This is a genomic window from Brevundimonas sp. AVps4 (assembly GCF_058681525.1).
Window position 1 is genome coordinate 2,491,505 of sequence record NZ_CM178741.1, and the last position, 24,623, is coordinate 2,516,127.

Below are 24,623 nucleotides of genomic sequence, written 5' to 3' on the forward strand. Positions count from 1 at the left end.
CTGCATTTCCGCCCCGATTCCAGGCCCGAGACCCATGAGCGACACCCAAAAACCTCTCGAAAACGGCCTGACCTACGCCGACGCCGGCGTGGACATCGACGCAGGCGAGATGTTGGTCGAACATATCAAGCCCCTGGCCAAGTCCACGGCGCGGCCCGGTTCCGAGCCCTCGCTGGGCGGATTCGGGGCCCTGTTCGACCTGAAGGCCGCCGGGTTTGAGGACCCGCTGATCGTCACCACCACCGACGGCGTGGGCACCAAGCTGAAGATCGCCATCGAAACCGGGCGTCATGACGGCGTGGGCGTCGACCTGGTCGCCATGTGCGTCAACGACCTCCTGGCCCAGGGCGCCGAGCCGCTGCTGTTCCTCGACTATTACGCCACCGGCCGCCTGGAGATCGACGCCGCCCGCCGCGTGGTCGCCGGCATCGCCGAGGGCTGCCGCCAGGCGGGCTGCGCCCTGGTGGGCGGCGAGACGGCGGAAATGCCCGGCATGTACACCGAGGGCGACTATGACCTGGCCGGCTTTAGCCTGGGCGCGGTCGAGCGCGGCCACGCCCTGCCCTATCTAGACCGTCAGACCGCCGGCGACATCATCATCGGCCTGGGCTCCACCGGTCCGCACTCGAACGGCTATTCGCTGGTCCGCAAGGTGGTCGAGAAGTCCGGCCTGGCCTGGGGCGACGACGCCCCCTTCGCCAAGGACCGCTCCTTGGCCCAGGCCCTGATGGAGCCGACCCGCATCTATGTGAAGCCGGTCCTGCCGCTGATGAAGGCGGGCCTGGTCAAGGGCGCGGCCCACATCACCGGCGGCGGCCTGATCGAAAACCCGCCGCGGTGCATCGCCGAGGGGCTGAAAGCCTCGTTCGACTGGGACGCCTGGCCCATGCCCCAGGTCTTCCAGTGGCTGGCCGAGGCCGGCGGCATCAGCGACCACGAGATGCGCCGCACCTTCAACTGCGGCGTCGGCTTCATCCTGATCGTCTCGCCCGAGAACGCCGAGCCGGTGCTGGCCGCCCTGCTCAACGCGGGCGAGGTCGCCTTCGTCTGCGGACAGCTGGAAGCGGCCTGATCCTTCGACCCGCCGATTTCGAATGAAACAAGGGCAGGAGGCGGCGACGCCTCCGGCCCTTTTGCGTATCAGCGCGCCCCGCCGTTCGCCGTTTCGCTGTAGAAGCGCGACAGGTCGGCGTGGAGCTTCACCAGGGCCTCGTGGCTCAGGTACATCATGTGCCCGCCCTCATAGTAAGTGAACTCCAGGTTCGGCCTCAGGTTCGGCTCCAGCATCATCTGGGCCAGGTCGAACTCGGTCGAGAAGAAGGGCGTCGCGGCGTCGTAGTAACCGTTCAGCGACATCACCTTCAGATAGGGATTGCGCCGCATCGCCGTGGCCAGGTCGACCGCCGTGTTCGGCGTCGTCTGCGGCCCGCCGACCGGCGGACGGTGGCTCCAGTTCCAGTTGAAGCCCGGCAGGCCCCGCGCCGACATCCGGTATTCGACGTCGGTCTTGTAGTTCAGCTCATTGGCCACATAGTCGCGGAAGACGCCGAAATAGGCCCCCGTCACGGCCGAGCTGGACGGATCGTCCTCGGGCTCGTCGCCGGAGGCGTCGTCGTCCAGGCCCAGATAGCGGGTGTCCAGCCGCCCGATGGTCTGGCGTCGGTCGCGCAGCAGCTCCTTGCGGAAACTGCTCAGCTCCACCCGCATATTGGCGTTGTCGATGAAGGTGGGCGACAGGCCGGTCAGTTCGCTCATCTGACGCACGATCTCGGCCCGTTCGGCGTCTGAGATCATATGCCCCTTGGCCAGGGCCGAGGCGTAGGGCCCGAGCGCGAAGTCGCGCGCCCGCTGAACCTGTTCCTCCACCGTCGCCGCCGGATGGGCCAGCTTGTGATGATACCAGGCCGTCGCCGAATAGGTCGGCAGCAGGGTGACGAAATTCTGCGGATAGCCGGGCTGGCGCACGCCGTAGTTCATGATCGAGGACAGCAGCACCACCCCGTTCAGGGACATGCCCCGGTCTTCCAGCTGGAAGGCCACGGCGCCGGTCCGCAGGGTGCCGTAGGACTCGCCGATAATGTATTTCGGGCTCGACCAACGGCTGAACTTGGTCGTGTAGCGCATGATGGCGCGGGCGAAGGCGTCGGCGTCCTGGTCCACGCCCCAGAAGGCCGAACCGGACGTTTCGCCCATAGGCCGCGAGAAGCCCGCGCCCACCATGTCGATGAAGACCAGATCCGTCTGGTCCAGCAGGGTCATGTCATTGGGGCCGAAGGCGAAGGGCGCCGGGCGCACCACCGTCGGCTCGTCGGTCTGGACCCGCATCGGTCCGAACGAGCCCATGTGCAGCCACACCGTCGGCGAGCCCGGCCCGCCGTTGTACAGATAGGTCACCGGCCGCGTCCCGACCGGCTGACCGTCCAGCGTATAGGAGGTGTAGAACAGGCTGGCGGTCGGCATGCCCGCGTCGTCGCGGATCGTCAGCGTGCCCGCCGTCGCGTGATACCGCAGGGTCTTGCCGTGGGCGTTGACCGAATGGGCCGTCGTGACCTCGGTCTCCTCGACCGGCGCGCGCGCCCAGTCTTTCTCGATGGCCTCGGCGTTGGCGTTGCGGAATCGGTCGCTCGCCGAGCGCATCGCGCCGCCGCCGTTGCCGCTCGAACCGCTCTCCTGGGCGAAGGCCGCTACGGGCGCGCCCAGCATCGCGGCCATGGCCGCAAGGCAGATCAGTCTCTTCATGCGATAATCCCCTGTACGCGCCGGCCCTTAAGACCCCTCGTCGAACGAGCGGCGTTATACAGTAACGTCCGAACACGACGAACAACAAGAGCCGATCGTGTTTGAACCTTGCCAAGCGTCGCCCGCCCCGCCATGGGGGCGGCCATGTCGTCCCAAGCCGCTTCTCCCGTCCGTGTCGCCGTCCTGATCTCGGGAACCGGCTCCAATATGGCCGCCCTGATCGACGCAGGTCAGACTGCCGACAGCGGCTATGACGTCGCCTTGGTGATTTCGAACATCGAGGACGCCGGCGGCCTGGCCGTCGCTGCGGCCAAGGGGGTCCAGACCCTGTCCATCCCTCACAAGCCGTTCGGCAAGGACCGCGAGGCGCATGAGCGGGCGGTGGATGCAGCCCTGCGCGCGGCCGGCGTCGAGGTGGTCGCCCTGGCCGGCTATATGCGCATCCTGACCCCCTGGCTGGTGCGGGCTTGGGAGGGTCGGATGCTGAACATCCACCCCAGCCTCCTGCCCCTCTATCCGGGCCTGGACACCCACGCCCGCGCCCTCGCCGCCGGCGACGCCGAGGCCGGTTGCACCGTGCATCTGGTCACCGAGGGCGTGGATGAAGGCCCGGTCCTGGGCCAGGCCCGCGTGCGGATCATCGACGGCGACACGCCCGCCGCCCTGGCCGAACGGGTCAAGACGGCGGAGCACAGGCTGTATCCGCAGGTGCTGAGGAACTTCTGCCAGGGCCTGGTGCGGGACTGAAACCCTCTGCCTAAACCCGTCATCCTAGGCACGAGGCCTGGATGAGGGAGCCAAGGGTGTGCGGTCCCCTCCTCGACAGTTCTTCCGTCCCAAGATTACGAAAACTTCATGGGACACTACGCCAGACCGGCGCAAAGGTGCGGCCGATTCCAATCAGGACTGTCTCTCCATGCAACGTATCCGCCTGATGGCCGCCTGTTCGGCCTGTATCGTGGTCGCCCTGACCGGCGGCGCCTCGGCCCAGGACCACGCGCACGGCGCGCACGGCGCCCCCGCCCCCCTCGGCGCCGGTGCTTTCGGGGAATGGGGCTTCGACCTCGCCGGTCGCAACACGTCGGTGAAGCCGGGCGACAACTTCAACGAATACGCTAACGGAACCTATCTCCGCACCACCGAGATCCCGGCCGACAAGGCCCGGTTCGGCCCTTTCGACGTCCTCTATGAAAACGCCCAGGCCCAGCTGCGCGCGATCATCGAGGCCAGCGCCGCCAATCCGGTCAACGCCAACGCCCAGAAGGTCGGCGCCCTCTACGCCAGCTTCATGGACGAGGCCCGCGTCGAACAGCTGGGCGCGGCCCCCATGGCCGCCGACCTGGCCGCCGTGAAGGCTGTGACCGACCACGCCGCCATGGCCCGCCTGATGGGCGCCAGCCATTCGGGCTTCGGCGGCTCGCTGTTCGGCGTCGCGGTCTTCGAGGATCTGCAGAACCCGAACATCAACTCGGCCTATCTGGGTCAGGGCGGCCTGGGCCTGCCCGACCGCGACTATTATCTGAAGCCGGACTTCGCCGCCCAGCGCGAGGCCTATCTGGCCTATTTGACCCAGACCCTGACCGCCATCGGCTGGACCGAGCCGGCCAAGACCGCCGCCGACATCCTGGCCTTCGAGACCAAGGTCGCGGAGAAGCACTGGACCACGGTCGAGCGTCGCCAGATCGACAAGCTCTACAACCCCAGCAAGGTCGCCGACCTGGCCGCCCTGGCCCCCGGCTTCGACTGGGCCGCCTTCCTCGACGGCGCCCAGGTCGGAAACCTCGACACCCTGGTGCTGATGGAGAACACGGCCATCCCCGGCATCGCCCAGGTCTTCGCCGACACCCCGATCGAGACCCTGAAGGCGTGGGAGGCCACCCAGATCGTCGATCAGGCCAGCCCCTATCTGTCCAAGGCCTTCGTCGACGCCCGCTTCGAATTCCGCGGCAAGACCCTGCGCGGCCAGCCCGAGAACCGGCCGCGCTGGAACCGGGGCGTAGCCCTGGTCGACGGTCAGCTGGGCGAGGTCCTGGCCCAGGAATATGTCCGTCTGCACTTCCCCGCCTCATCCAAGGCTCAGATGGAGACCCTGGTCGACAACATCCGCGCGGCCATGACCGAGCGGCTGAAGACCCTGGACTGGATGAGCGAGGCGACCCGCGAACAGGCCCTCTACAAGATGTCCAAGTTCGGGGTGAAGATCGGCTACCCCGACAAGTGGCGGTCTTATGACGGTCTCGAACTGACCCCCGGCGACCTGTACGGCAATGTCGAACGCTCCAGCGCTTTCGAGTGGGCGTATCAGCGCGGCAAGATCGGCAAGCCGGTCGATCCGCTGGAATGGGGCATGACGCCCCAGACGGTGAACGCCTATTACAACCCGCCGCGCAACGAGATCGTCTTCCCGGCCGCCATCCTGCAGGCGCCCTTCTTCGATCCGAACGCGGACCCGGCCGTCAACTACGGCGGCATCGGCGCCGTCATCGGCCATGAGATCACCCACGGCTTCGACGACCAGGGCCGCAAGTCCGACGGCGACGGCGTGCTGCGCGACTGGTGGACGCCGGAAGACGCCGCCCGCTTCGAGGCGCGCGCCAAGGTGCTGGGCGACATCTACAACTCGCTGGAGCCCATCCCCGGCGTCCACGTGAACGGCGACCTGACCATGGGCGAGAACATCGCCGATCTGGGCGGCCTGCTGCTGGCTCTGGACGCCTATCACAAGTCGCTGAACGGCCAGCCGGCGCCGGTGATCGACGGCCTGACCGGCGACCAGCGGGTGTTCCTGGGCTGGGCCCAGGTCTGGCGCGAGAAATCGCGGCCCGAGGCCCTGCGCGAACAGCTGACCACCGACCCACACTCGCCGGGCGCGGTCCGCGCCGCCACCTCGCCGCGCAACATCGACGCTTGGTACGCCGCCTTCGGCGTCTCGCCTGACCAGAAGGAATACATCGCCCCCGAGGCCCGCGCCCGCATCTGGTGAGCGGTCGCACAAGCCCGAACGAAAAAGGCCCGGAGCGTCGCTCCGGGCCTTTCTTTTTCAACCGAAGGCGAAAAGCCTTACTTCGGCGTGGTCGCGGCGCCGGCGACGGCGCCGATGGCGGCGCCGGCGACAGTTGAGCCGGTGTTGCCGCCGACCACCTGACCGGCGACGGCGCCGCCCAGGGCGCCGGTGGCGGCGCGTTGTTCCATGGTCTGGCCGCAGGCGGCCAGCAGGGCCACGGCGCCGATGACGGGGGTCAGTTTCAGCAGAGTTTTCATAGGTCTTCTCCGGGGGGATGAGATGATGTTGACCCAACGAAAAGGCCCGCGTCCGGTTCCGGACGCGGGCCTCTGTCTCTGGCGCTACGCTCGGGACGCGGTCCCTCGCGGCTTGAGCGCTTAGCCGACGATCTGGTCTTCGGTGAAGAACTGCTCGATTTCGATCTTGGCGTTGTCCAGGCTGTCCGAGCCGTGGACCGAGTTCTCGCCGATCGACAGGGCGAATTGCTTGCGGATCGTGCCTTCGGCGGCCTGTTCCGGGTTGGTGGCGCCCATGACTTCACGGTACTTGGCCACGGCGTTCTCGCCTTCCAGAACCTGGACGACCACCGGCTCGGCGGTCATCTGCTCGACCAGCTCGCCGTAGAACGGGCGCTCGGCGTGGACTTCGTAGAACTTCTTGGCCTGGTCGGTGGTCAGCTTGACGCGGCGCTGGGCCACGATGCGCAGGCCGGCGCCTTCGATCACGGCGTTGATCGCGCCGGTCAGGTTGCGGCGCGTGGCGTCGGGCTTGATGATCGAGAAGGTGCGTTCGGTCATGGGAATTGACTTCTTGTTAGGGAGAATGAGGTCGCGGGCTTATAGCGACGCCCCGCCCCCGCGCCAAGCCGTCTTTCAGCAGGCGATGGCCCGGATGTGGCCAGCGGCGGCATAGTCCAGAATGGCGCGATCTCGGGTGACGACGAGCAGATCGTCTACCCGCGCCTGCGACACGAGCAGTCTGTCAGCAGGATCCTTGTGAAACGGTTCAGGCAGCCTTGCTGCGGTCAAAGCCGCCGCCGCGGAAAGAGGTAAAGCCTGCGCAGTGGCGCTGGACATCGCCGCTTCGAACCAGACGACAGGATCTCCAGCGATCTGGAGAAGGCGTCCCGTTCGGGTCGCGGTCGCGAGCATGCCGATTTCCCAGGCCGAGACCGACGAAATCCAGAGATCGTCGGCTTGCGCCGCCTTGGCGATGACGTCGCGCGCCTCTTGCCTGATCGAAGCTCCGAGAACCATTCTGATGAAAGCGTTCGTGTCCAGGAGCACGCCGCTCATTCTTCATCCCACAGGCCACGCTCCGGATCACATACCCCGTGTAGGGCGGGGTCGTAGATCGGGCCGTCGATGTCCAGCCCTTCAGGTATGATCAACGTGCCCTTCATACCACCGAAGATGCTGTTGGGATCCCACGGCTTCTCCGCTGGGTGATCGGGAGACCTTACCACCGCCACTTCCTTGCCGCGCTTGGTGATGCGAACACGACGAATCTCGCCCGAGTTCACACGATCCAGCAGGTCCAGGCACTTGGCCTTGAACTCCGTGGCCGTTATGACGACCTCGCCGCCTACATGGTCATACGTCATGACTGGTCATATTGAGATGACCAGTCAGAAAGTCAATTCGTCCGCATGCTCCAGATCAACAACCTGACCCTGAACGCCTGGGGCCGCCAGTTTCTGGACGACGCCTCGGTCAGCCTGCCACCCGGCTCCAAGGTGGGTCTGGTCGGCCGAAACGGCATCGGCAAATCGACCCTGTTCAAGGTGATCCTGGGCGAACTGGCCGCCAACGGCGACGAGATCAGCCTGCCCAAGACCGCCCGCATCGCCTCCGTCGATCAGGAACACCCCGCCACCCCCGTCAGCGTGCTGGAGACCATTCTGGAAGCCGACGTCGAGCGCCACGACCTGATGACCCGGCTGGAGACCGCCGATCCCGAGGAGATGGGGGAAATCTGGGCCCGTCTGATCGAGATCGACGCCGAGAGCGCCCCGGCCCGCGCCTCGGAAATCCTCGTCGGCCTGGGCTTCAGTCAGGAGGATCTTCACCGGCCGATGTCGCACTTCTCGGGCGGCTGGCGGATGCGCGTGGCCCTGGCCGCCGCCCTGTTCGCCGAACCGGACATGCTGCTGCTGGACGAACCGACCAACTACCTCGATCTGGAAGGCGCCTTGTGGCTGGAGGCGCGGCTGAAGAAATACCCGCACACGGCCCTGATGATCTCGCACGACCGCGATCTGCTGAACTCGGTCTGCACCCACATCCTTCAGCTCTCGAACCGCAAGCTGGAGCTCTACACCGGCAACTACGACACCTTCGAGCGCACCCGAGCCGAAAAGCTGCGGCTGATGGAGGCCACCAAGTCCAAGCAGGACGCCGAGCGCGCCCACCTTCAGAAGTTCATCGACCGCTTCAAGGCCAAGGCCTCCAAGGCCACCCAGGCCCAGTCGCGCGTCAAGAAGCTGGAGAAGATGGAGCGGATCGAGCTGCCGCCCGAAGAACGGGTCGCCCCCTTTGTCCTGCCCTCGCCTGAACGCCCCCTGCCCCCGCCCCTGATCCGTCTGGAGAAGGCCAGCGTCGGCTATGAGCCGGGCAAGCCGATCCTTCGGAACCTGAACCTGCGGATGGACCTGGACGACCGCATCGGCCTCTTGGGCGTCAACGGCGCCGGCAAGTCCACCTTCGCCAAGCTGATCGCCAAGGCCCTGACCGTCGACGCCGGCGAGTTTCACCGCGACGGCAAGATGCGGGTCGGCTGGTTCCACCAGCACCAGATCGAGGCGATGGATCCCGAGGACACGCCGTTGCAGATCATCCTGCGCGCCATGCCCGAAGCGTCCGAAAGCAGCCGGCGCAGCCGCCTGGCCCAGTTCGGCCTGCCCTATCAGAAGCAGGACACCAAGGTGGGGGCCCTGTCCGGGGGTGAGCGCGCGCGTCTTCTGCTGAACCTGGTGGCCATGGATGCGCCCCACATCCTGATCCTCGACGAACCGACCAACCACCTGGACATCGACAGCCGTCGCGCCCTGCTGGACGCCCTGAACCAGTACACGGGCGCCGTCATCCTGATCACCCACGATCGGTCGCTGATGGAGCTGGTCGCCGACCGGCTGTGGCTGGCCGCCGACGGTACGGTGAAGCCGTTCGAAGGCGACATGGACGACTACGCCAAGTTCGTCCTCGACCGCGCCAAACAAGCCGGGATGAAGCCCAGTCAGCTCAAGCCCGAGCCCGTGGCCGAAGCGGCGCCTGTCGCTGCGCCCAAGGCGGAGAAGAAGAAGTCAGGCCCCTCCCCCTCTACCCTACGCCATGCGGTGAAGAAGGCAGAAGAGGAGATGGCGCGCCTGACCGCCGACCTGGCCCGTATCGACACCGACCTCGCCGCTGCGGCAGCCGCCAATGACTCGAAAAAGCTGGAAAGCCTGGGCCGCGCCCGCGCCAAGACCCAGGCCGATCTGGACGCCGCTGAAACCGCCTGGATCGCGGCGGAAGAGGCGCTGGCCGAGGTGGCGTGATGATCAAGCCCGTTCAACTGTCCAAGGATCAGCGCGCGGCCGCCACGGCCAGGCTGCGCGCCTATTTCCGCGACGAGCTGGAGCAGGAGCTGGCTCAACTGCCGGCCGAGATGTTGCTGGACTTCATCGGCAAGGAAATCGGCGCGATCTTCTACAATCGCGGCGTTCAGGACGCCCAGCAGTTGGTCCAGCAGAAGGCGGAGGACGTGGTCGAGGCCCTGTATGGCCTGGAACGCTCAGTTTCGATCCGTTAGGCGTCAGCCCGGATCGCGCGCGTCCGGAGCCCAATATTCCAGCCGCTGATAGGCTTCGCCCAGGAAGACGGCGGCCAAGGGCGCCTCCAGCCCCGACAGGACCAGGGCGGATGCCACGTCCCTGGCGGCGCCGGACAGCAAGCCCGCAGCGGAGAGCCCGATCAGGACCAGCTTGGGCAGGCCGACCACGATCAGCCCGCCCAGCAGGGGCCAGAAACTGCCCTGGGCGACGCCCATGCTGTTCAGCGAGACCATATGCCCGCGCCCCAGGGTGGCCGGGGCGAACAAGGACAGCCGCACGGCCATCACCAGAACCCCATAGGCCACCAGCAGGGTCACGACCGCGAGCAGCACCAGCTTCCACACCGGACCGACCGCAGCCCAGTTCCGCTGGTTGATCGCCTCAGCGTCCAGCCCCGCCATTCCGAACAGGGCCAGAAGCAGCAGGGCCGCAACCGACAGGATCATGGCCATGAAGACCGCGCACAGCAGGGCGGCGCCCAGCAACCGCAGTTCCGGCCATCCGAACTGAAGACCGGCCGGACCCAGTCCGCGTCGCCGCGCCTCATCCAGATCGGCGCTGACCGCAATCCGCGTCAGGCCGCCCGCCAGGGCCAAGCCGGCGACGAGGCCGGCGATCTGGCCGACACCCCGCCCGATCATCGCCCACGAGGCTTCAACCGCATGGGCGCTCCACCCGGCGACGCTCCAAACGACGGCGCAGACCAGGATCGCGCCCCACGCGCCCCGCCAGGCCAGCGGCAGCTTTGCGAAGGCGGCCTTCAGGGTCTCGCCTAACGGCAACTGTCTGTGACGGTTCACGCGCACCCCCTCATCCCCGCCGCGACATAGCAGGGGATCATGACATCACGCCAGACGGCCGCTAGAAGGCCGCGATGAACGCTTCCCCCACATCTCCTTCCCCTGTTCACGTCATCGGCGGCGGCCTGGCCGGCTCGGAAGCCGCCTGGCAGATCGCTCAGGCCGGCGTGCCCGTCATCCTGCACGAGATGCGCGGCGTGCCCGGCGTGAAGACCGACGCCCACCAGACGGACGGACTGGCCGAACTGGTCTGCTCCAACTCCTTCCGCTCGGATGATTGGGAGTACAATGCGGTCGGTCTGCTGCACGCCGAGATGCGCGCGCTGGACTCGGTCATCATGGCATGCGGCGACGCCCATCAGGTGCCGGCGGGCGGCGCCCTGGCGGTGGATCGCGACGGCTTTTCCCAGGCGGTCACGGCGAAGCTGGAGGCCCACCCTCTGATCACCGTCGTGCGTGAGGAGATCGTCGGCCTGCCGCCTGAGGATTGGGACAATGTGATTGTCGCCACCGGCCCCCTGACCTCGCCCCCCCTGGCCGACGCCATCCTGAAGGCGACGGGCGAGGAGAGCCTGAGCTTCTTCGACGCCATCGCCCCCATCGTCCACGCTGACTCGATCGACTTCGACATCGCCTGGCGGCAGTCGCGCTATGACAAGGAAGGTCCCGGCGGAGACGCGGCCGCCTACGTCAACTGTCCGATGGACAAGGAGCAGTACGAGGCCTTCATCGACGCCCTGCTGAACGGCCCCAAGGCCGAGTTCAAGGACTGGGAGCACGTCCCCTATTTCGACGGCTGTCTGCCGATCGAGGTCATGGCCGAGCGGGGGCGCGAGACCCTGCGGCATGGGCCGATGAAGCCGGTCGGCCTGACCAATCCGCGCGACCCGACGGTCAAGCCCCACGCCATCGTCCAGCTGCGTCAGGACAATGCGCTGGGCACCCTGTTCAACATGGTCGGCTTCCAGACCAAGCTGAAGCATGGGGCGCAGGCAGAGGTCTTCCGCATGATCCCCGGCTTGCAGAAAGCCCAGTTCGCGCGTTTGGGCGGCCTGCACCGCAACACCTATCTGAACAGCCCCCAGTTGCTGGACAAGCAGTTGCGGCTCAAGGCCATGCCCCGCCTGCGCTTCGCCGGCCAGGTCACGGGGGTCGAAGGCTATGTCGAGAGCGCCGCAATGGGCCTGCTGACCGGTCGCCTCGCCGCAGCGCAAGCCCTGGGCCGCGACCTGTCGCCGCCCCCGCCCGAGACCGCCATGGGCGCCCTGGTCGAGCACATCACCGGGGGCCACCTGGAAGGCTCCAAGTTCCAGCCGATGAACATCAACTACGGCCTGCTGCCCCCGCTGGAGGCCCCCAAGGTCGATGAGGACGGCAAGCGCATCCATCCCAAGGAACGCGGCCGGGCCAAGAAACGGCTTCAGAGCATTCGGGCGATGGAGAGCCTGAAGGCCTGGCGGGACGCGGGCTAAACCCGTCCGCGCACCGTCGCCCAGATCAGCCGCAAACGCTTGAGCGGCTCCGGCTCATCCGGCGTCGTCAGGGCGGCCGAGGCCACGGCCGGGAAGGCTTCGGCGGGCAGGCTCTTCAAGGCCGCGTTCGCCGTCCCGCGTCCCGCCCGCGCCTCCTCCGTCCGCCCTACCTGCGCCAGCCCCCGCATCCGCCCCGCCTCGACCACCTTGTGCGCATGGCCTGGACCGGCCAGCACATGAACCGCCGTCTGCATCGGGCCGACGTAGAAGGCGTCCAGGTCGTGGGGCTCGCCGTGGACGCGGCCGATATGAGCCTCGATCAAGGCGTCGAAGGGGGCGCGGTCCAGGCCGTGGCGGGCGACCAGATCGGTCAGGGCCTCCAGCACCGGGTGACCCTTGCGGGGGATCCCGGCGAAGACCCCGTCCAGCTGCTCGGCCCACCAGGTGTAGCGCATCTCGGCCAGAAGCGGCTGGGTCACCCGCGTGGGTATGGCCATCAGCTCGGCCTCGAAGGCGTAGAGGGTGATCAGGTCGGCGCGGGCGCGCGCGTCGGCGACCAGGCGGCTGGACAGCCAGCGGTCCAGATCGGCGGCGCGGACCTGGGCGTCCAGACTCGCCGCGACCGTCGCCGTCCGATCGGGTTCATTCACAGGTTCAGGCGGCACGCGAAACGGCGAAATCGGCCAGGTCTTCCAGGGCCGCGCGCCAGTCGGAGGCCGGCAGGACCGACAGGGCGGCCTTGGCCTGATCGGCGTAGTCGCCGGCCAGGTCCAGGGTCGCGCCGATGGCGCCCGAGCCGATGACCAGTTCGCGGGCGCGGGCGAAGTCCTCGGGCGTGCGTTCGCCCTTGGTCACGGTCCGCTCCCAGAAGGCGTCCTCGCGGCCCCGAGTGCGGGCCACGGCCAGCAGCAGCGGCAGGGTGGCCTTGCCCTCGTTGAAGTCGTCGCCGGCGTTCTTGCCCAGGGCCTCGGCGGTCGCGCCGTAATCCAGGGCGTCATCGGCCAGCTGGAAGGCGATGCCCAGGGCCATGCCGTAGTCGCGCAGGGCCTTGACCGCTTCGACCGACGCCCCGGCGCCCACGGCCCCCGCCTCGGCGGCGGCGGCGAACAGTTCGGCGGTCTTGGCCGAGATGATCTGAAGATAGGTGGCCTGGTCCAGGTTCAGGTCGTGGGCGCGGGTCAGCTGCAGCACCTCGCCTTCCGAGATCACGCGCGAGGCCTCGGCCAGAATGCCCAGAGCCCGCATCGAATCCGTTTCGACCATCAGTTCGAAGGCGCGCGCGAACAGGAAGTCGCCGACGAGGACGCTGGTGGGCGCGCCCCAGATCAGATGAGCGGCGACCTTGCCTCGACGCAGCTCCGACGCATCCACGATGTCGTCGTGCAGCAGGGTGGCTGTGTGGATGAACTCCACCGCCGCCGCCAGCTTCTTGGGCGACAGAATGTCCCCCTGCGCGCCCGTGGCCCGGGCGGCGGCGACTGTGAGCAGGGGCCGCAGCCGTTTGCCCCCTGCCGAGACCAGATGTTCGGCCAGTCTTGGGATGATCGGCACATCCGACTGCATCCGGTCGATGATCAGGGCGTCCACCTCGGCCATATCGGTTCCGGCCAGCCGGACGAGGGCGTTCACATCCCCCTTCGGACGGGGAAACACGGCAGGGGCGAGGTCCAAGGGGATACTCTTTCGCAGGTCGCGCAACGTCCGCCGCGCAGCTAATTCCGACCGCGTCCGCTTGCCGGATCGCGATGGCGCGCACAATGGTGATCCCCCCCCGGAGGGTCAAGGAGATTGAGGCTTGGACAGCGTTCCCGCCGCGCCGGAAGTCGTCGAGAACGCCCTGTTAGGCGGGCGCGTGCGTTTGCGACAGCCCGCGCGGGGTTATCGCGCCGGCATGGACGCCGCCCTGTTGGCCGCAGCCGTCGCGCCACGGCCGGGCGAGCGGCTGTTCGAAGCCGGCTGCGGAGCCGGCGCCGTCCTGATGCAGATCGCCGCCCGTCATGACGCTCTTTCGCTGACGGGGCTGGAGCGTGATTCGTCGTCGGCCGCCCTGGCGCGCGAGAATGCGGGGCTGAACGGTTTCGGGGATCGGATCACCGTCATCGAGGGCGACGTCGCGGCCGGTTTCCGTTCGCTGGGACTGCCGCCCTTCGACTGGGCCGTGTCCAATCCGCCCTTCTTCGACGACCCGGGCGCCCTGCGCGCGCCGGCCCCGGGCAAGCACGGCGCCTGGATGGCCGACGACGGTCTGGCGGCGTGGACCGGCCTGCTGCTGAAAGCGGTGCGCGAGGGCGGCCGGATCGTGATCATCCACCGCGCCGACCGCTTGGCCGATCTTCTGGCCCTGCTGGGAGACAAGGCCGGATCCTTCGCCATTCGACCGATTCAGCCCTTCGCCGAGAAACCGGCCAAACGGGTGCTGGTCCGGGCGATCAAGACCGGCAAGGCGCCGTTGCGCCTCCTGCCGCCGCTGGTGCTGCACGACCGATCGGGCGCCAAACACACGCCCGAATCCGAAGCCCTTCTGAGAGGCGAAGCCGCTCTGGACTGGTGAGAGGCCCCGTTCCGACACAGGGCGCCCGACCCGCCGATACTCGCCTTATTTGCTCTCGCGCCTCAGGATCGCTACATCCGCGGCAACCTCCCCCATTCGACGAAACCCCAAGGGCGAAATCGCACCTCATGGCGCAACAATATATTTTCCAGATGCAGGGTCTGACCAAGACCTTCCCCGGCGGCCGCAAGATCTTCGAGAACATCTGGCTCAGCTTCTACAACGACGCCAAGATCGGCGTGGTCGGGGTCAACGGCTCGGGTAAGTCCACCCTGCTGAAGATCATGGCCGGTCTGGACACCGAGTTCTCCGGCGAGGCCCGCGCCGCCGACGGAATCAAGCGCGGCTATCTGGAGCAGGAGCCACAGCTCGACCCCGCCCTGAATGTTCGCGAGAACGTCGAGGCCTGGTGCGAGGAGAAGCAGTGGGTCAACCGCTTCAACGCCGTCGCCGCCGAACTGGGCGAGAACTACACCGACGAGCTGATGGAGGAGATGACCAGCCTCCAGGAGAAGATCGACGCCGCCGACGTCTGGGACATCGACAGCCGGATCGAAATGGCCATGGGCGCCCTGCGCTGCCCGCCCGACGACTGGGAAGTCACCAACCTGTCCGGCGGTGAGAAGCGCCGCGTCGCCCTGGCCCGCCTGCTGCTGTCCAAGCCCGACATGCTGCTGATGGACGAACCGACCAACCACCTGGACGCCGAATCCGTCGCCTGGCTGCAGCACCACCTGGAGAACTTCCCCGGCTGCGTCATCCTGGTCACCCACGACCGCTACTTCCTGGACCAGGTCACCAAGTGGACCCTGGAGCTGGACCGCGGCAAGGGTCACCCGCACGAGGGCAACTATTCCTCCTGGCTGGAAGCCAAGCAGAAGCGCGTCGTTCAGGAACAGTCGGAATCCGAAGCCCGCCAGCGCGCCCTCACCCGCGAACTGGAATGGGTCCGTTCGGGCGCCAAGGCCCGTCAGGCCAAGTCCAAGGCCCGTCTGGCCGCCTACGAACGGATGGTCGAGGAACAGGAATCGATGCGCGGGGCCCAGACCCACGCCCATATCCAGATCCCGCCCGGCCCGCGCCTGGGCAATGTGGTGCTGGAGGTCGAGGGCCTGCAGAAGTCCTATGGCGACAAGCTGCTGTTCGACAATCTGACCTTCAAACTGCCGCCCAACGGCATCGTCGGCGTCATCGGCCCCAACGGCGCCGGCAAGTCGACCATGTTCAAGCTGATCACCGGCCAGGAAAAGCCCGACGGCGGCTCGATCCGCGTCGGCGAGACGGTCAAGCTGGCCTACGTCGACCAGTCGCGCGACGACCTGAAGCCGGACGAGACCATCTGGCAGGCCATCTCCGGCGGCACCGACGTGATGATGGTCGGCAAGCGCGAGATCAACACCCGCGCCTACGTCGGCAGCTTCAACTTCAAGGGCGGCGACCAGCAGAAGAAGGTCGGTCAGCTGTCCGGCGGCGAGCGCAACCGCGTCCATCTGGCCAAGACCCTGGCCGCCGGCGGGAATCTGATCCTGCTCGACGAACCGACCAACGACCTGGATATCGAGACCCTGCAGAACCTCGAGGAGGCTCTGGAGGAGTTCGCCGGCTGCGCCGTGGTCATCTCCCACGACCGCTGGTTCCTGGACCGTCTGGCCACCCACATCCTCGCCTTTGAAGGCGACGGCCATGTGGAATGGTTCGAAGGGAACTTCGAGGCCTACGAACAGGACAAGATGCGCCGCCTGGGCGCCGACAGCATCATTCCCAAGCGCCTGCAACACCAGAAGTTCGGGCGCTGATCGCCTGATCTAAAAAGAGGAGCCGCTGCATGACCCAACGCCCCGCCGTCTTGATCATGCAGCGGCATCTCGCCCCGCTCTCGCCGATCCTCGAGAGCGTCTATGACGTCTACCGCTTCTGGGAAGGCCCGCCGATTGAGGCCGCCCATGACATCCGCGCCCTGATCGTCGCCGGCGAGGCGCCGCTGGACAAGGGGCTGATCGAACGCCTCCCGGCCCTCGATCTGATCGCCTGTTTCACCTCGGGCTATGACGGGATCGACATCGACTGGTGTCGTGAACGCGGCCTGCCCGTCACCCATGCGCCGGGCGTCAATCATGAAGACGTCGCGGACCACGCCCTGGGCCTGATCCTGGCCGCGCGTCGGCAGATCGTCTCGGGCGATCGCCAGGTCCGGTCGGGCGGCTGGACCGCCGAGACCCGCAGCATCACCCCGTCGCTCGGCGGCCAGAAACTCGGCGTCGTCGGCCTGGGCGCCATAGGCGCGGCGGTAGCCCGGCGCGCCGAGACGTTCCGCATGGATGTGAGCTGGTGGGGCCCTCGCCCCAAGGCTGCCGAATGGCCCCGGGCTGACAGCCTGTCGGCCCTGGCCGAGGCCAGCGACATCCTCGTCGTCGCCTGCAAGGCCGATGAAACCAATCGCGGCCTGATCTCACGCGAGGTGCTTCAGGCCTTGGGGCCGGACGGCCTGCTGGTCAATGTCGCGCGCGGCCAGCTGATCGACGAGGACGCCCTGATCGACATGCTGAAGTCCGGCGCCCTGGGCCAGGCGGCCCTGGACGTCTTCATGGAGGAGCCGACCGAGCCTTCACGCTGGGCCGATGTTCCGAACCTCGTCCTGACGCCCCACACCGCCGGCGCGACGACCGCCGGGGTGCAGGGCATGCTGATGCTGCTGATGCAGAATCTTCAGGCGCATTTCGCGGACCAGCCGCTGAAGACGCCGGTCGAGTGATCAGTTCGGGCGTTGCGGACGCTGCGGACGTTCATCGGCCGTGACGACGCCGTCGCCGTTCTTGTCCATGGTCTTGAACATGGCTTCGGCGCCGGCCTCCATCTCGGCCTTGGTGATGAGTCCGTTCCCATCCGCATCGGCGCGGCTCAGCATCCGACCGCCCGGCGAGGCGGCCAGCTCCGAGGCGTTGACCGCGCCGTCATGGTTGGCGTCGATACGGTCGAACATCGCGCCCATCCTCGCCTTCATGTCAGCGAGGGTCTCGCGCTCCGGCGGACGCATCCCGCCCATCCGCGGCGGACCGGACATCTGCCCCCCGCCCATCGGCGGCTCAGGAAAATCGCTCTGCGCCAGGGCCGGTCCGGCGACGAGGAGGGCGAAGGTTGAGATCAGAAGGCTGCGCATGGAACCACTCCAAAGGGATTGCATGTCCTTCAACGGCGAACGGAAGCCTTCCCGTCGCGGCCTTTGCGACAAGGTTTCTGCTTGCCAAATCATATAAAGATATCTTTATATGATCATATGAGCCTGAACGCCGATCAGACTGTCGAAGCGCTTCGCGCCGCCGGTGAACCCACCCGCCTGCGCATCCTGTCTCTGCTGGCCAGTGAAGAGCTGTCGGTCATGGAGATGTCGCGCATTCTGGACCAGAGCCAGCCCCGCGTCTCCCGTCACCTGAAGCTGATGACCGATTCCGGGCTGATCGAGCGGTTTCCCGACGGCGCCCGTGTCTATTACCGCCTGTCGCACGATCCCCATGCGCGGCGGCTGATCGACACCGTTCTGGACATCCTGGCCGACGACGCCGGAGAGGCCGACCATCGGCGACTGAGCGAGGTGCAGAAGGACCGACAGCAGGCGGCCGAAAGCTATTTCGAACAGATTGCGCCCCAGTGGGACCGACTGCGCTCCCTCTATGTCAGCGAAAGCGCCGTGGAGGCCGCGCTGGAAAGGGCGGTGGGGCCGGGCCCCTTCAAGCGTGTCGTCGACCTGGGCACCGGCTCGGGACGGATGCTGACCCTGTTCGGCAAGAAGGCCAAGATGTCAGTGGGTCTGGATCTTAGCCAGAACATGCTCAACATCGCCCGCGCCAATGTCTCCAAGGCCGGGCTGAGCAAGGTCGAACTGCGTCACGGCGACATCTTCGCCACCCGTCTGCCCGCCGGCAGCGCCGATCTGGTGATCGTGCATCAGGTCCTACACTATCTCGCCGACCCGTCCGCCGCCGTGGCCGAGGCGGCGCGTCTGGTCTGCCCAGGCGGGCGGCTGGTCATCGTGGATTTCGCACCCCACGACTTCGAACATATGCGTGAGGCGCATCAGCACCGCCGCCTGGGCTTCGCCGACGCCGAAATCACCGACTGGCTGGTCGAGAACGACCTGGCTCCCTCTGCGCCCATCGCCCTGCCCCCCGATAACGAAGGGCTGACCGTGACGATCTGGACGGCGGAACGCAGGGCGGCCCCCGCCGCCGCCCAAGGCAGAAAGAGCGCATGATGACCGGTTCCTCCACCAATCTGGCGGAAGCGCGCGCCCTGCTGCTCTCGCCGCTGGGGCCGGTCGCGCGCGCCGGATCGAACCGCGAAACGGTGCGGGTCTCCTTCGAGTTCTTTCCGCCCAAGACTGACGAGGCCGAGGTCAATCTGTGGAAGGCGATCCGCCGGCTTGAGCCGCTGAACCCCGCCTTCGTCTCCGTCACCTATGGAGCGGGTGGTTCGACGCGGGAACGCACCCACCGGACCGTGCAAAGGATCATCGCCGAGACCGCCTTGCGTCCCGCCGCCCACCTGACCTGCGTCGACGCCAGTCGGGATGAGGTGGACGAGGTGATCGCCGGCTATAAGGCCATCGGCGTCGATCACATCGTCGCCCTGCGTGGCGATCCGCCCGGCGGCGGCGGCATCGGCGGCGTCTATCAGCCCCGCGCAGACGGCTACGCCAACGCCACCGAATTGACCGCCGCCATCAGCCGCATCGGCGGTTTCGACGTCACGGTCGGCGCCTATCCCGAGAAACACCCCGAGAGCCCCTCCATCGACCACGACATCGAGGTGCTCAAGGCCAAGGTGGACGCCGGCGCCACCCGGGCCATCAGCCAGTTCTTCTTCGATATCGACGCCTTCCTGCGTTTCCGCGACCGGGTGCGGGCGGCGGGCGTGACCATTCCCCTGATCCCCGGCGTCATGCCCGTGTCCAACTTCGCCGGCCTCGTCCGTATGTGCGGCGCTTGCGGCGCTGGCATCCCCGACTGGCTGAAAGCGCATTTCGACGGGCTGGACGACGACCCGGAGACCCGCAAACTGCTGGCCGCCTCCGTCGCCGCCGAGACCTGTGCGCGTCTGCAGGAAGAAGGCTTCTCGGACTTCCACTTCTACACCCTGAACCGCGCCGATCTGGTCTATGCGATCTGCCGCGTGCTGGGCGTGCGTGAACGACAATCCTCCCCCATCGGGGGAGGGGAACCGCGAAGCGGTGGAGGGGGACAACCGCAGGCGCCGACGTCAGGGGTAAGCCCCCTCCGTCGCTCCGCTTCGCTGCGCGCCACCTCCCCCAACGGAGGAGGAGCGCAATGACCCGTGCACAACGCATCGCCGCCCTGCACCAGGCGGCCAAGGAACGCATCCTGGTCCTCGACGGCAGCTGGGGCGTGATGATCCAGCGTCGGGGCCTGTCCGAAGCCGACTTCCGCGCCGACCGCTTCGTCGCCGCCAACGGCTATGATGAGGCGCATCAGATGAAGGGGAACAACGACATCCTCTGCATCACCCGCCCCGACATCATCTCGGATCTGCACGACCAGTATTACGCCGCCGGGGCCGACATCTCCGAGACCAACACCTTCTCCGGCACCACCATCGCCCAGGAGGACTACGCCCTGGACGCCCAGGCGGTGTGGGACATCAATCTGGAAGGCGCCAAACTGGCCCGCGCCGCCGCCGACCGCTGGACGGAGAAGGAGCCGCACAAGCCGCGTTTCGCCGCCGGCTCCATCGGTCCGCTGAACAAGATGCTGTCCATGTCGTCCGACGTGAACGACCCCGGCGCCCGCAGCGTGACCTTCGACCAAGTCTATGAGGCCTATCGCCATCAGGTGAAGGCGCTGAACGAGGGCGGCGTCGATCTCTATCTGATCGAGACCATCACCGACACGCTGAACTGCAAGGCCGCGATCAAGGCGATCAAGGATCTGGAGGACGAGGGCATGGACGCCCTGCCCATCTGGATCTCGGGCACCATCACCGACCGATCGGGCCGCACCCTGTCGGGCCAGACGGCCGAGGCCTTCTGGAACAGTGTGCGCCACGCCAAACCCTTCGCCGTGGGCTTCAACTGCGCCCTGGGCGCCGACCTGATGCGGCCCTTCATCGCCGAACTGAGCCGCGTCGCCGACACCCTGGTCGCGGCCTATCCCAACGCCGGCCTGCCCAACGCCATGGGCCAGTACGACGAGGAGCCGCACGAGACCGCCCATTTCATCGAGGAATGGGCCGCCTCCGGCCTGGTCAACATCGTCGGCGGCTGCTGCGGCACGACGCCGGATCACATCAAGCACGTCGCCGAGGAAGTCGCTCCCCTGAAGCCGCGCACTATCCCGGAACGGCCGGTGGCCCTCAGATTGTCAGGCCTCGAACCTTTTGAGTTAGTGGCGTGATTCAGATCATCACCCCAGAATCGACGGGTCTTGCCGACTGGATAGGCGTTGGCATCTCTTTCGCAGCACTTCTAGGCGCGATCATTTCGGTCCTGCTGACGCGGTCTTCCGTCAGATCACAAGACAAGCACAATCGTCTGTCTCTCAGGCCGCTACCCCGTATTGCAGTAGGCGACTACGTCAATCGACTCCACGTGAAGGTCGTCAACGATGGCCCCGGGCCGATGATCATCGAGGCCGTTCGTGTGTCCGACGGCACCACGACTACCGACAACGTTCTGGCGTTCATGTCAGAGATTTCCGAGAAGATAGTTTGGGAGGACTTCGTCGTAGAAGCGACCGGTAGAAGTATCCGCTCGAACGACGAGATGATCCTGATTGCTCTTAACGGCGAACCAACCGATCCGATTTTTGTTACGGCCCACAATTCGGTCCGCAACATCTTAGCGACACTAACGGTCGAGGTTGAGTTCACCGACGTCTATGGCTCCAAGTTTGAGGTGTGTAAACGCGTCCTCACTTGGTTTGCGAGAACGTGAATCTGCCCATGCGTCCCACCTTCATCAACGTCGGCGAACGGACCAACGTCACCGGCTCGGCCAAATTCCGCAAGCTGATCGTCGAGGGCGACTATTCAGCCGCGCTCGACGTCGCCCGGCAACAGGTCGAGGCCGGCGCCCAGATCATCGACATCAATATGGACGAGGGGCTGCTGGACGGCGCCGTCGCCATGCGGACCTTCCTGAACCTGATCGCGGCCGAGCCCGACATCGCCCGCGTGCCGGTGATGATCGACAGCTCCAAATGGGAGGTGATCGAGGCGGGGCTGAAGTGCGTCCAGGGCAAGCCCATCGTCAACTCGATCAGCATGAAGGAGGGCGAGGCCGCCTTCCGCGAACACGCCGTCAAATGCCTGCGCTACGGCGCCGCCGTCGTGGTCATGGCCTTCGACGAGGTGGGCCAGGCCGACACCGCCGCCCGCAAGATCGAGATCTGCACCCGCGCCTATAATATCTTGGTCAACGAGGTCGGCTTCCCGCCCGAGGACATCATCTTCGATCCCAATATCTTCGCCGTGGCGACGGGGATCGAGGAGCACGACAACTACGCCGTCGACTTCATCGAGGCGGTCAAGGTCATCAAGGCCACCCTGCCCTACGCCCGCATCTCGGGCGGTGTGTCGAACGTCTCGTTCAGCTTCCGCGGCAATGAGCCGGTGCGCCGGGCGATCCACAGCGTCTTTCTGTACCACGCCATCAACGCCGGCATGGACATGGGCATCGTCAACGCCGGCGACCTGCCCGTCTATGACGACATCGACCCCGAGCTGCGAGAGGCGGTCGAGGACGTCATTCTGAATCGACCGCAGCGGACCAATGTCTCGAACACCGAGCGATTGGTCGACATGGCGCCCCGCTACAAGGGCGAAAAGGGTCAGGCCCGCGTCGTCGATCTCAGTTGGCGCGAACAGCCGGTCGGCAAGCGGATCGAGCACGCCCTGGTCCACGGCATCACCGAGTTCATCGAGGCCGACACCGAGGAGGCGCGGCTCGCCGCCGAACGGCCGCTGCACGTCATCGAAGGTCCGCTGATGGACGGGATGAATGTGGTCGGGGACCTGTTCGGCTCGGGCAAGATGTTCCTGCCCCAGGTGGTCAAATCCGCCCGGGTGATGAAACAAGCCGTGGCCTGGCTCGAGCCCTATATGGAAGCCGAAAAGGCGGGCAAGCCGCGCGAACAGGCCGGCCGCATCCTGATGGCTACGGTCAAGGGCGATGTCCACGACATCGGCAAGAACATCGTCGGCGTCGTGCTCCAGTGCAATAATTACGAGGTCATCGACCTGGGCGTCATGGTCCCGGCCGACCGGATCCTGGACGAGGCCAAGGCCCACAATGTCGACATCATCGGCCTGTCCGGCCTGATCACGCCCTCGCTGGACGAGATGGTCTTCGTCGCCGCCGAGATGGAGCGGCGCGGCTTCGACATTCCTCTGCTGATCGGCGGCGCCACTACCAGCCGCACCCATACGGCGGTCAAGATCGAACCGGCCTATCGCCGCGGCTCGACCACCTATGTCGTCGACGCCTCGCGCGCCGTCAGCGTGGTCTCAGGCCTGCTGTCGCCCACCGAAAGGGCCAGGAACGAAGCCGCCACCCGCGACGAATACATCCGCATTCGGGAACAGTACGCCCGGGGCCAGGAGGTCAAGGCCCGCGCCAGCCTGGATCAGGCGCGCGAGAACCGCTTCAAGCTCGACCCCGATCAGCCCCGCCCCGGCAAGCCCGGCTTCATCGGCGTGCGGGCCTTCGAGTCCTGGGATCTTCAGGACCTCGCCGACCACATCGACTGGACCCCATTCTTCGCCAGTTGGGAGCTGATCGGCCGCTATCCGCTGATCCTTGACGACGAGATCGTCGGCCAGGCCGCCCGGGATCTGTTCGCCGACGCGCAAGCCATGCTGAAGCGAATCATCGACGAGAAGTGGTTTACCGCCAAGGGCGTGGTCGGCTTCTGGCCCGCCCGCGCCGCCGGCGACGACATCATCGTCTTCGCCGACGAGGCGCGCGACGCCGAGATCGCCCGCTTCCACACCCTGCGTCAGCAGATCAAGAAGTCGAACGGCAAGCCGAACCTCGCCCTGTCCGACTTCATCGCCGACGACGACCAGGACTATATCGGCGCCTTCGCCGTCACGGCCGGCCATGGCGAGCTGGAGATCGCCAAACGCTTCAAGGACGCGGGCGACGACTATTCCGCCATCCTCGCCACCGCCCTGGCCGACCGCCTGGCCGAGGCCTTCGCCGAACGGCTGCACAAGGAGGTCCGCACCCAGCTGTGGGGCTACGCCGCCGACGAGGCGACCGGCATCGACGACCTGATCGCCGAACAATATCAGGGCATCCGCCCCGCCCCCGGCTATCCGGCCCAGCCCGACCACACGGAAAAGGGCACCCTGTTCCGCCTGCTTCAGGCCGAGCAAAACGCCGGCATGGCCCTGACGGAAAGCTTCGCCATGAGGCCCCCCGCCTCGGTCTCGGGCCTCTATTTCGGCCATCCCGGCAGCCACTATTTCGGCGTCGGCAAGATCGATCTGGACCAGGTCGAGGACTACGCCCGGCGCAAGGGCTGGGACGTGGCGACCTGCGAACGCTGGCTGGCCCCCATCCTCAACTACGACCCTTACGCCGCCAAACGCGAAACGGCGGCCTGAGCCGGACCCAAGCCGCCGCTGCTCATCTTCGAGATCCCGCCGCTTACTTTGCGGGCGCCGGCGCCTCAAGCCCCACTTCGGCCGGGGTCGCCGGCGGAGTGGTGATGTTGTTCCGGATGCGCCGCGCCGCATGTTCGCACCGGCCCGGCAGGCCGTAGAACAGGCCGAAGGACTGGCTCCGCGCCGCCTCGTCCTCGCTCGCCAGAAGCGGCGCCCACTGGGCCTTGGCCGCAGCCGCCGCCTGTTGCGCAGCCGCCTTGGTCGCCGCCGTCTGCCTCGGCTCCGCCGCCGCCAGGGCGCTGCGGAAATCCTGGGCCTCCAGACGCCCCAGCCGCACCAGCTCCGTATCCTCCGGCGAGCGGTTGGTCAGGCTGTCGCCCAGATCCGCGTGCCCCGTCACCAGGGCGTCGCACCAAGCCACCAGCGGATAATCCTGTGTCGGCGCCCCGCGCGGCAGCGTGTGCGAATAGGCGATCGCCTCACGGACCTTCAGGGCCTCCGCCGTCTCGGCGGTGCGATTGCCCGTGACGATCGGCCCGTCCTGGGACTGGGCGAAGGCGGCGGCGGCGGCGGAAAGCGAAAGGGTCGCGGCGAGCGCGGCGGCGGAAAACTTCAGCATTGCAATCCT

At 66.9% G+C, this 24,623-nt stretch carries 24 protein-coding genes; 14 read left to right on the forward strand and 10 right to left on the reverse strand.

The genetic code is table 11. From position 1 onward, the window contains the following. Window positions 1–34: 34 nt before the first annotated feature. Window positions 35–1,072 (forward strand): phosphoribosylformylglycinamidine cyclo-ligase, encoded by a 1,038-nt coding sequence (purM, locus tag ACW178_RS12335; protein ID WP_152950614.1) that lies wholly within the window; start codon window positions 35–37, stop codon window positions 1,070–1,072. A 68-nt stretch (window positions 1,073–1,140) separates the two neighbouring features. On the opposite strand, the gene ACW178_RS12340 is transcribed toward purM, so the two are convergent. Continuing rightward, window positions 1,141–2,739 carry a S10 family peptidase gene (locus tag ACW178_RS12340; RefSeq protein ID WP_492024615.1) on the reverse strand — a complete coding sequence of 533 codons (1,599 nt, stop codon included), beginning with the start codon at window positions 2,737–2,739 and terminating at the stop codon, window positions 1,141–1,143. A 144-nt stretch (window positions 2,740–2,883) separates the two neighbouring features. On the opposite strand from ACW178_RS12340, the gene purN reads away from it, so the two are divergent. Continuing rightward, window positions 2,884–3,486 carry a phosphoribosylglycinamide formyltransferase gene (gene purN, locus ACW178_RS12345; protein ID WP_287103893.1) on the forward strand — a complete coding sequence of 201 codons (603 nt, stop codon included), beginning with the start codon at window positions 2,884–2,886 and terminating at the stop codon, window positions 3,484–3,486. Between the two features lie 169 nt (window positions 3,487–3,655). Further along, complete coding sequence (locus tag ACW178_RS12350) at window positions 3,656–5,722, forward strand: M13 family metallopeptidase (protein WP_492024616.1); 2,067 nt, start codon at window positions 3,656–3,658, stop codon at window positions 5,720–5,722. A gap of 77 nt (window positions 5,723–5,799) precedes the next feature. Here ACW178_RS12350 and ACW178_RS12355 read toward each other — a convergent pair whose 3' ends face one another. The 4 genes from ACW178_RS12355 to ACW178_RS12370 form a co-directional block, all read right to left on the reverse strand. Beyond that, a complete protein-coding gene (locus ACW178_RS12355) occupies window positions 5,800–6,000 on the reverse strand; it encodes a YMGG-like glycine zipper-containing protein (protein WP_008260739.1) in 201 nt (66 codons plus the stop codon). A gap of 120 nt (window positions 6,001–6,120) precedes the next feature. After that, the gene (gene ndk / locus ACW178_RS12360; RefSeq protein WP_054766137.1) at window positions 6,121–6,540 is read right to left on the reverse strand and encodes a nucleoside-diphosphate kinase; all 420 of its coding nucleotides are present in this window, start codon (window positions 6,538–6,540) and stop codon (window positions 6,121–6,123) included. A gap of 75 nt (window positions 6,541–6,615) precedes the next feature. Continuing rightward, window positions 6,616–7,038: a type II toxin-antitoxin system VapC family toxin gene (locus tag ACW178_RS12365; RefSeq protein WP_152950618.1), complete on the reverse strand. Its 423-nt coding sequence runs from the start codon at window positions 7,036–7,038 to the stop codon at window positions 6,616–6,618. Further along, window positions 7,035–7,346 carry a type II toxin-antitoxin system Phd/YefM family antitoxin gene (locus ACW178_RS12370; RefSeq protein ID WP_191554224.1) on the reverse strand — a complete coding sequence of 104 codons (312 nt, stop codon included), beginning with the start codon at window positions 7,344–7,346 and terminating at the stop codon, window positions 7,035–7,037. The genes ACW178_RS12365 and ACW178_RS12370 overlap by 4 nt, the downstream gene beginning before the upstream one ends. A 45-nt stretch (window positions 7,347–7,391) precedes the next feature. Between ACW178_RS12370 and ACW178_RS12375 the strand changes: the two genes are divergently transcribed. Both ACW178_RS12375 and ACW178_RS12380 read left to right on the forward strand, forming a co-directional pair. Beyond that, window positions 7,392–9,278, forward strand: a complete 1,887-nt coding sequence (locus ACW178_RS12375; RefSeq protein ID WP_191554225.1) for an ABC-F family ATP-binding cassette domain-containing protein — start codon at window positions 7,392–7,394, stop codon at window positions 9,276–9,278. Further along, window positions 9,278–9,532: a DUF2164 domain-containing protein gene (locus ACW178_RS12380; RefSeq protein WP_197273309.1), complete on the forward strand. Its 255-nt coding sequence runs from the start codon at window positions 9,278–9,280 to the stop codon at window positions 9,530–9,532. Before ACW178_RS12375 ends, ACW178_RS12380 begins: the two co-directional genes overlap by 1 nt. 3 nt (window positions 9,533–9,535) lie before the next feature. Here the strand turns inward: ACW178_RS12380 and ACW178_RS12385 are convergent, their stop codons facing one another. Next, window positions 9,536–10,354: a hypothetical protein gene (locus ACW178_RS12385; protein ID WP_054766990.1), complete on the reverse strand. Its 819-nt coding sequence runs from the start codon at window positions 10,352–10,354 to the stop codon at window positions 9,536–9,538. Between the two features lie 74 nt (window positions 10,355–10,428). Here ACW178_RS12385 and trmFO point away from each other — a divergent pair, with 74 nt between their 5' ends. Beyond that, a complete protein-coding gene (trmFO, locus tag ACW178_RS12390; RefSeq protein ID WP_287103902.1) occupies window positions 10,429–11,826 on the forward strand; it encodes a methylenetetrahydrofolate--tRNA-(uracil(54)-C(5))-methyltransferase (FADH(2)-oxidizing) TrmFO in 1,398 nt (465 codons plus the stop codon). On the opposite strand, the gene ACW178_RS12395 is transcribed toward trmFO, so the two are convergent. Next, entirely contained in the window at window positions 11,823–12,476 is a 654-nt protein-coding gene (locus tag ACW178_RS12395) for a squalene/phytoene synthase family protein (protein WP_492024617.1), read from the reverse strand. The genes trmFO and ACW178_RS12395 overlap by 4 nt on opposite strands. Before the next feature lie 4 nt (window positions 12,477–12,480). After that, window positions 12,481–13,497, reverse strand: coding sequence for a polyprenyl synthetase family protein (locus ACW178_RS12400; RefSeq protein WP_183214757.1), 1,017 nt, complete (start codon window positions 13,495–13,497; stop codon window positions 12,481–12,483). Window positions 13,498–13,621: 124 nt separating this feature from the next. On the opposite strand from ACW178_RS12400, the gene ACW178_RS12405 reads away from it, so the two are divergent. The 3 genes from ACW178_RS12405 (at window position 13,622) to ACW178_RS12415 (ending at window position 17,129) form a co-directional block, all read left to right on the forward strand. Next, on the forward strand, window positions 13,622–14,377 hold the full coding sequence (locus ACW178_RS12405) for a tRNA1(Val) (adenine(37)-N6)-methyltransferase (RefSeq protein WP_191558659.1): 756 nt from the start codon (window positions 13,622–13,624) through the stop codon (window positions 14,375–14,377). Between the two features lie 128 nt (window positions 14,378–14,505). Next, window positions 14,506–16,173, forward strand: coding sequence for an energy-dependent translational throttle protein EttA (ettA, locus tag ACW178_RS12410; protein WP_054766145.1), 1,668 nt, complete (start codon window positions 14,506–14,508; stop codon window positions 16,171–16,173). Window positions 16,174–16,202: 29 nt separating this feature from the next. Further along, window positions 16,203–17,129, forward strand: a complete 927-nt coding sequence (locus tag ACW178_RS12415) for a 2-hydroxyacid dehydrogenase (protein ID WP_287103906.1) — start codon at window positions 16,203–16,205, stop codon at window positions 17,127–17,129. Here ACW178_RS12415 and ACW178_RS12420 read toward each other — a convergent pair whose 3' ends face one another. Further along, window positions 17,130–17,534 (reverse strand): EF-hand domain-containing protein, encoded by a 405-nt coding sequence (locus ACW178_RS12420; protein WP_287103907.1) that lies wholly within the window; start codon window positions 17,532–17,534, stop codon window positions 17,130–17,132. A gap of 117 nt (window positions 17,535–17,651) precedes the next feature. On the opposite strand from ACW178_RS12420, the gene ACW178_RS12425 reads away from it, so the two are divergent. The 5 genes from ACW178_RS12425 to metH are packed head-to-tail and all read left to right on the forward strand — an operon-like array spanning window position 17,652 to window position 23,995. Further along, window positions 17,652–18,626: an ArsR/SmtB family transcription factor gene (locus ACW178_RS12425; RefSeq protein WP_287103908.1), complete on the forward strand. Its 975-nt coding sequence runs from the start codon at window positions 17,652–17,654 to the stop codon at window positions 18,624–18,626. Then, the gene (metF, locus tag ACW178_RS12430; protein WP_287103909.1) at window positions 18,623–19,702 is read left to right on the forward strand and encodes a methylenetetrahydrofolate reductase [NAD(P)H]; all 1,080 of its coding nucleotides are present in this window, start codon (window positions 18,623–18,625) and stop codon (window positions 19,700–19,702) included. Before ACW178_RS12425 ends, metF begins: the two co-directional genes overlap by 4 nt. Beyond that, entirely contained in the window at window positions 19,699–20,781 is a 1,083-nt protein-coding gene (locus ACW178_RS12435; protein ID WP_287103910.1) for a homocysteine S-methyltransferase family protein, read from the forward strand. The genes metF and ACW178_RS12435 overlap by 4 nt, the downstream gene beginning before the upstream one ends. Then, window positions 20,778–21,320: a hypothetical protein gene (locus ACW178_RS12440; RefSeq protein WP_152950627.1), complete on the forward strand. Its 543-nt coding sequence runs from the start codon at window positions 20,778–20,780 to the stop codon at window positions 21,318–21,320. Before ACW178_RS12435 ends, ACW178_RS12440 begins: the two co-directional genes overlap by 4 nt. Further along, on the forward strand, window positions 21,317–23,995 hold the full coding sequence (metH, locus tag ACW178_RS12445; RefSeq protein ID WP_492024618.1) for a methionine synthase: 2,679 nt from the start codon (window positions 21,317–21,319) through the stop codon (window positions 23,993–23,995). The genes ACW178_RS12440 and metH overlap by 4 nt, the downstream gene beginning before the upstream one ends. Before the next feature lie 43 nt (window positions 23,996–24,038). Here the strand turns inward: metH and ACW178_RS12450 are convergent, their stop codons facing one another. After that, the gene (locus tag ACW178_RS12450; RefSeq protein ID WP_287106527.1) at window positions 24,039–24,614 is read right to left on the reverse strand and encodes a hypothetical protein; all 576 of its coding nucleotides are present in this window, start codon (window positions 24,612–24,614) and stop codon (window positions 24,039–24,041) included. Window positions 24,615–24,623 lie beyond the last annotated feature (9 nt).

What these genes read in the sequence shown, in the direction of transcription:
- purM (WP_152950614.1), top strand. Translation starts at nt 35, where the DNA reads ATGAGCGACACCCAAAAACCTCTCGAAAACGGCCTGACCTACGCCGAC.
- ACW178_RS12340 (WP_492024615.1), bottom strand. Translation starts at nt 2,739, where the DNA reads ATGAAGAGACTGATCTGCCTTGCGGCCATGGCCGCGATGCTGGGCGCG.
- purN (WP_287103893.1), top strand. Translation starts at nt 2,884, where the DNA reads ATGTCGTCCCAAGCCGCTTCTCCCGTCCGTGTCGCCGTCCTGATCTCG.
- ACW178_RS12350 (WP_492024616.1), top strand. Translation starts at nt 3,656, where the DNA reads ATGCAACGTATCCGCCTGATGGCCGCCTGTTCGGCCTGTATCGTGGTC.
- ACW178_RS12355 (WP_008260739.1), bottom strand. Translation starts at nt 6,000, where the DNA reads ATGAAAACTCTGCTGAAACTGACCCCCGTCATCGGCGCCGTGGCCCTG.
- ndk (WP_054766137.1), bottom strand. Translation starts at nt 6,540, where the DNA reads ATGACCGAACGCACCTTCTCGATCATCAAGCCCGACGCCACGCGCCGC.
- ACW178_RS12365 (WP_152950618.1), bottom strand. Translation starts at nt 7,038, where the DNA reads ATGAGCGGCGTGCTCCTGGACACGAACGCTTTCATCAGAATGGTTCTC.
- ACW178_RS12370 (WP_191554224.1), bottom strand. Translation starts at nt 7,346, where the DNA reads ATGACGTATGACCATGTAGGCGGCGAGGTCGTCATAACGGCCACGGAG.
- ACW178_RS12375 (WP_191554225.1), top strand. Translation starts at nt 7,392, where the DNA reads ATGCTCCAGATCAACAACCTGACCCTGAACGCCTGGGGCCGCCAGTTT.
- ACW178_RS12380 (WP_197273309.1), top strand. Translation starts at nt 9,278, where the DNA reads ATGATCAAGCCCGTTCAACTGTCCAAGGATCAGCGCGCGGCCGCCACG.
- trmFO (WP_287103902.1), top strand. Translation starts at nt 10,429, where the DNA reads ATGAACGCTTCCCCCACATCTCCTTCCCCTGTTCACGTCATCGGCGGC.
- ettA (WP_054766145.1), top strand. Translation starts at nt 14,506, where the DNA reads ATGGCGCAACAATATATTTTCCAGATGCAGGGTCTGACCAAGACCTTC.
- ACW178_RS12415 (WP_287103906.1), top strand. Translation starts at nt 16,203, where the DNA reads ATGACCCAACGCCCCGCCGTCTTGATCATGCAGCGGCATCTCGCCCCG.
- ACW178_RS12420 (WP_287103907.1), bottom strand. Translation starts at nt 17,534, where the DNA reads ATGCGCAGCCTTCTGATCTCAACCTTCGCCCTCCTCGTCGCCGGACCG.
- ACW178_RS12425 (WP_287103908.1), top strand. Translation starts at nt 17,652, where the DNA reads ATGAGCCTGAACGCCGATCAGACTGTCGAAGCGCTTCGCGCCGCCGGT.
- metF (WP_287103909.1), top strand. Translation starts at nt 18,623, where the DNA reads ATGATGACCGGTTCCTCCACCAATCTGGCGGAAGCGCGCGCCCTGCTG.
- ACW178_RS12435 (WP_287103910.1), top strand. Translation starts at nt 19,699, where the DNA reads ATGACCCGTGCACAACGCATCGCCGCCCTGCACCAGGCGGCCAAGGAA.
- ACW178_RS12450 (WP_287106527.1), bottom strand. Translation starts at nt 24,614, where the DNA reads ATGCTGAAGTTTTCCGCCGCCGCGCTCGCCGCGACCCTTTCGCTTTCC.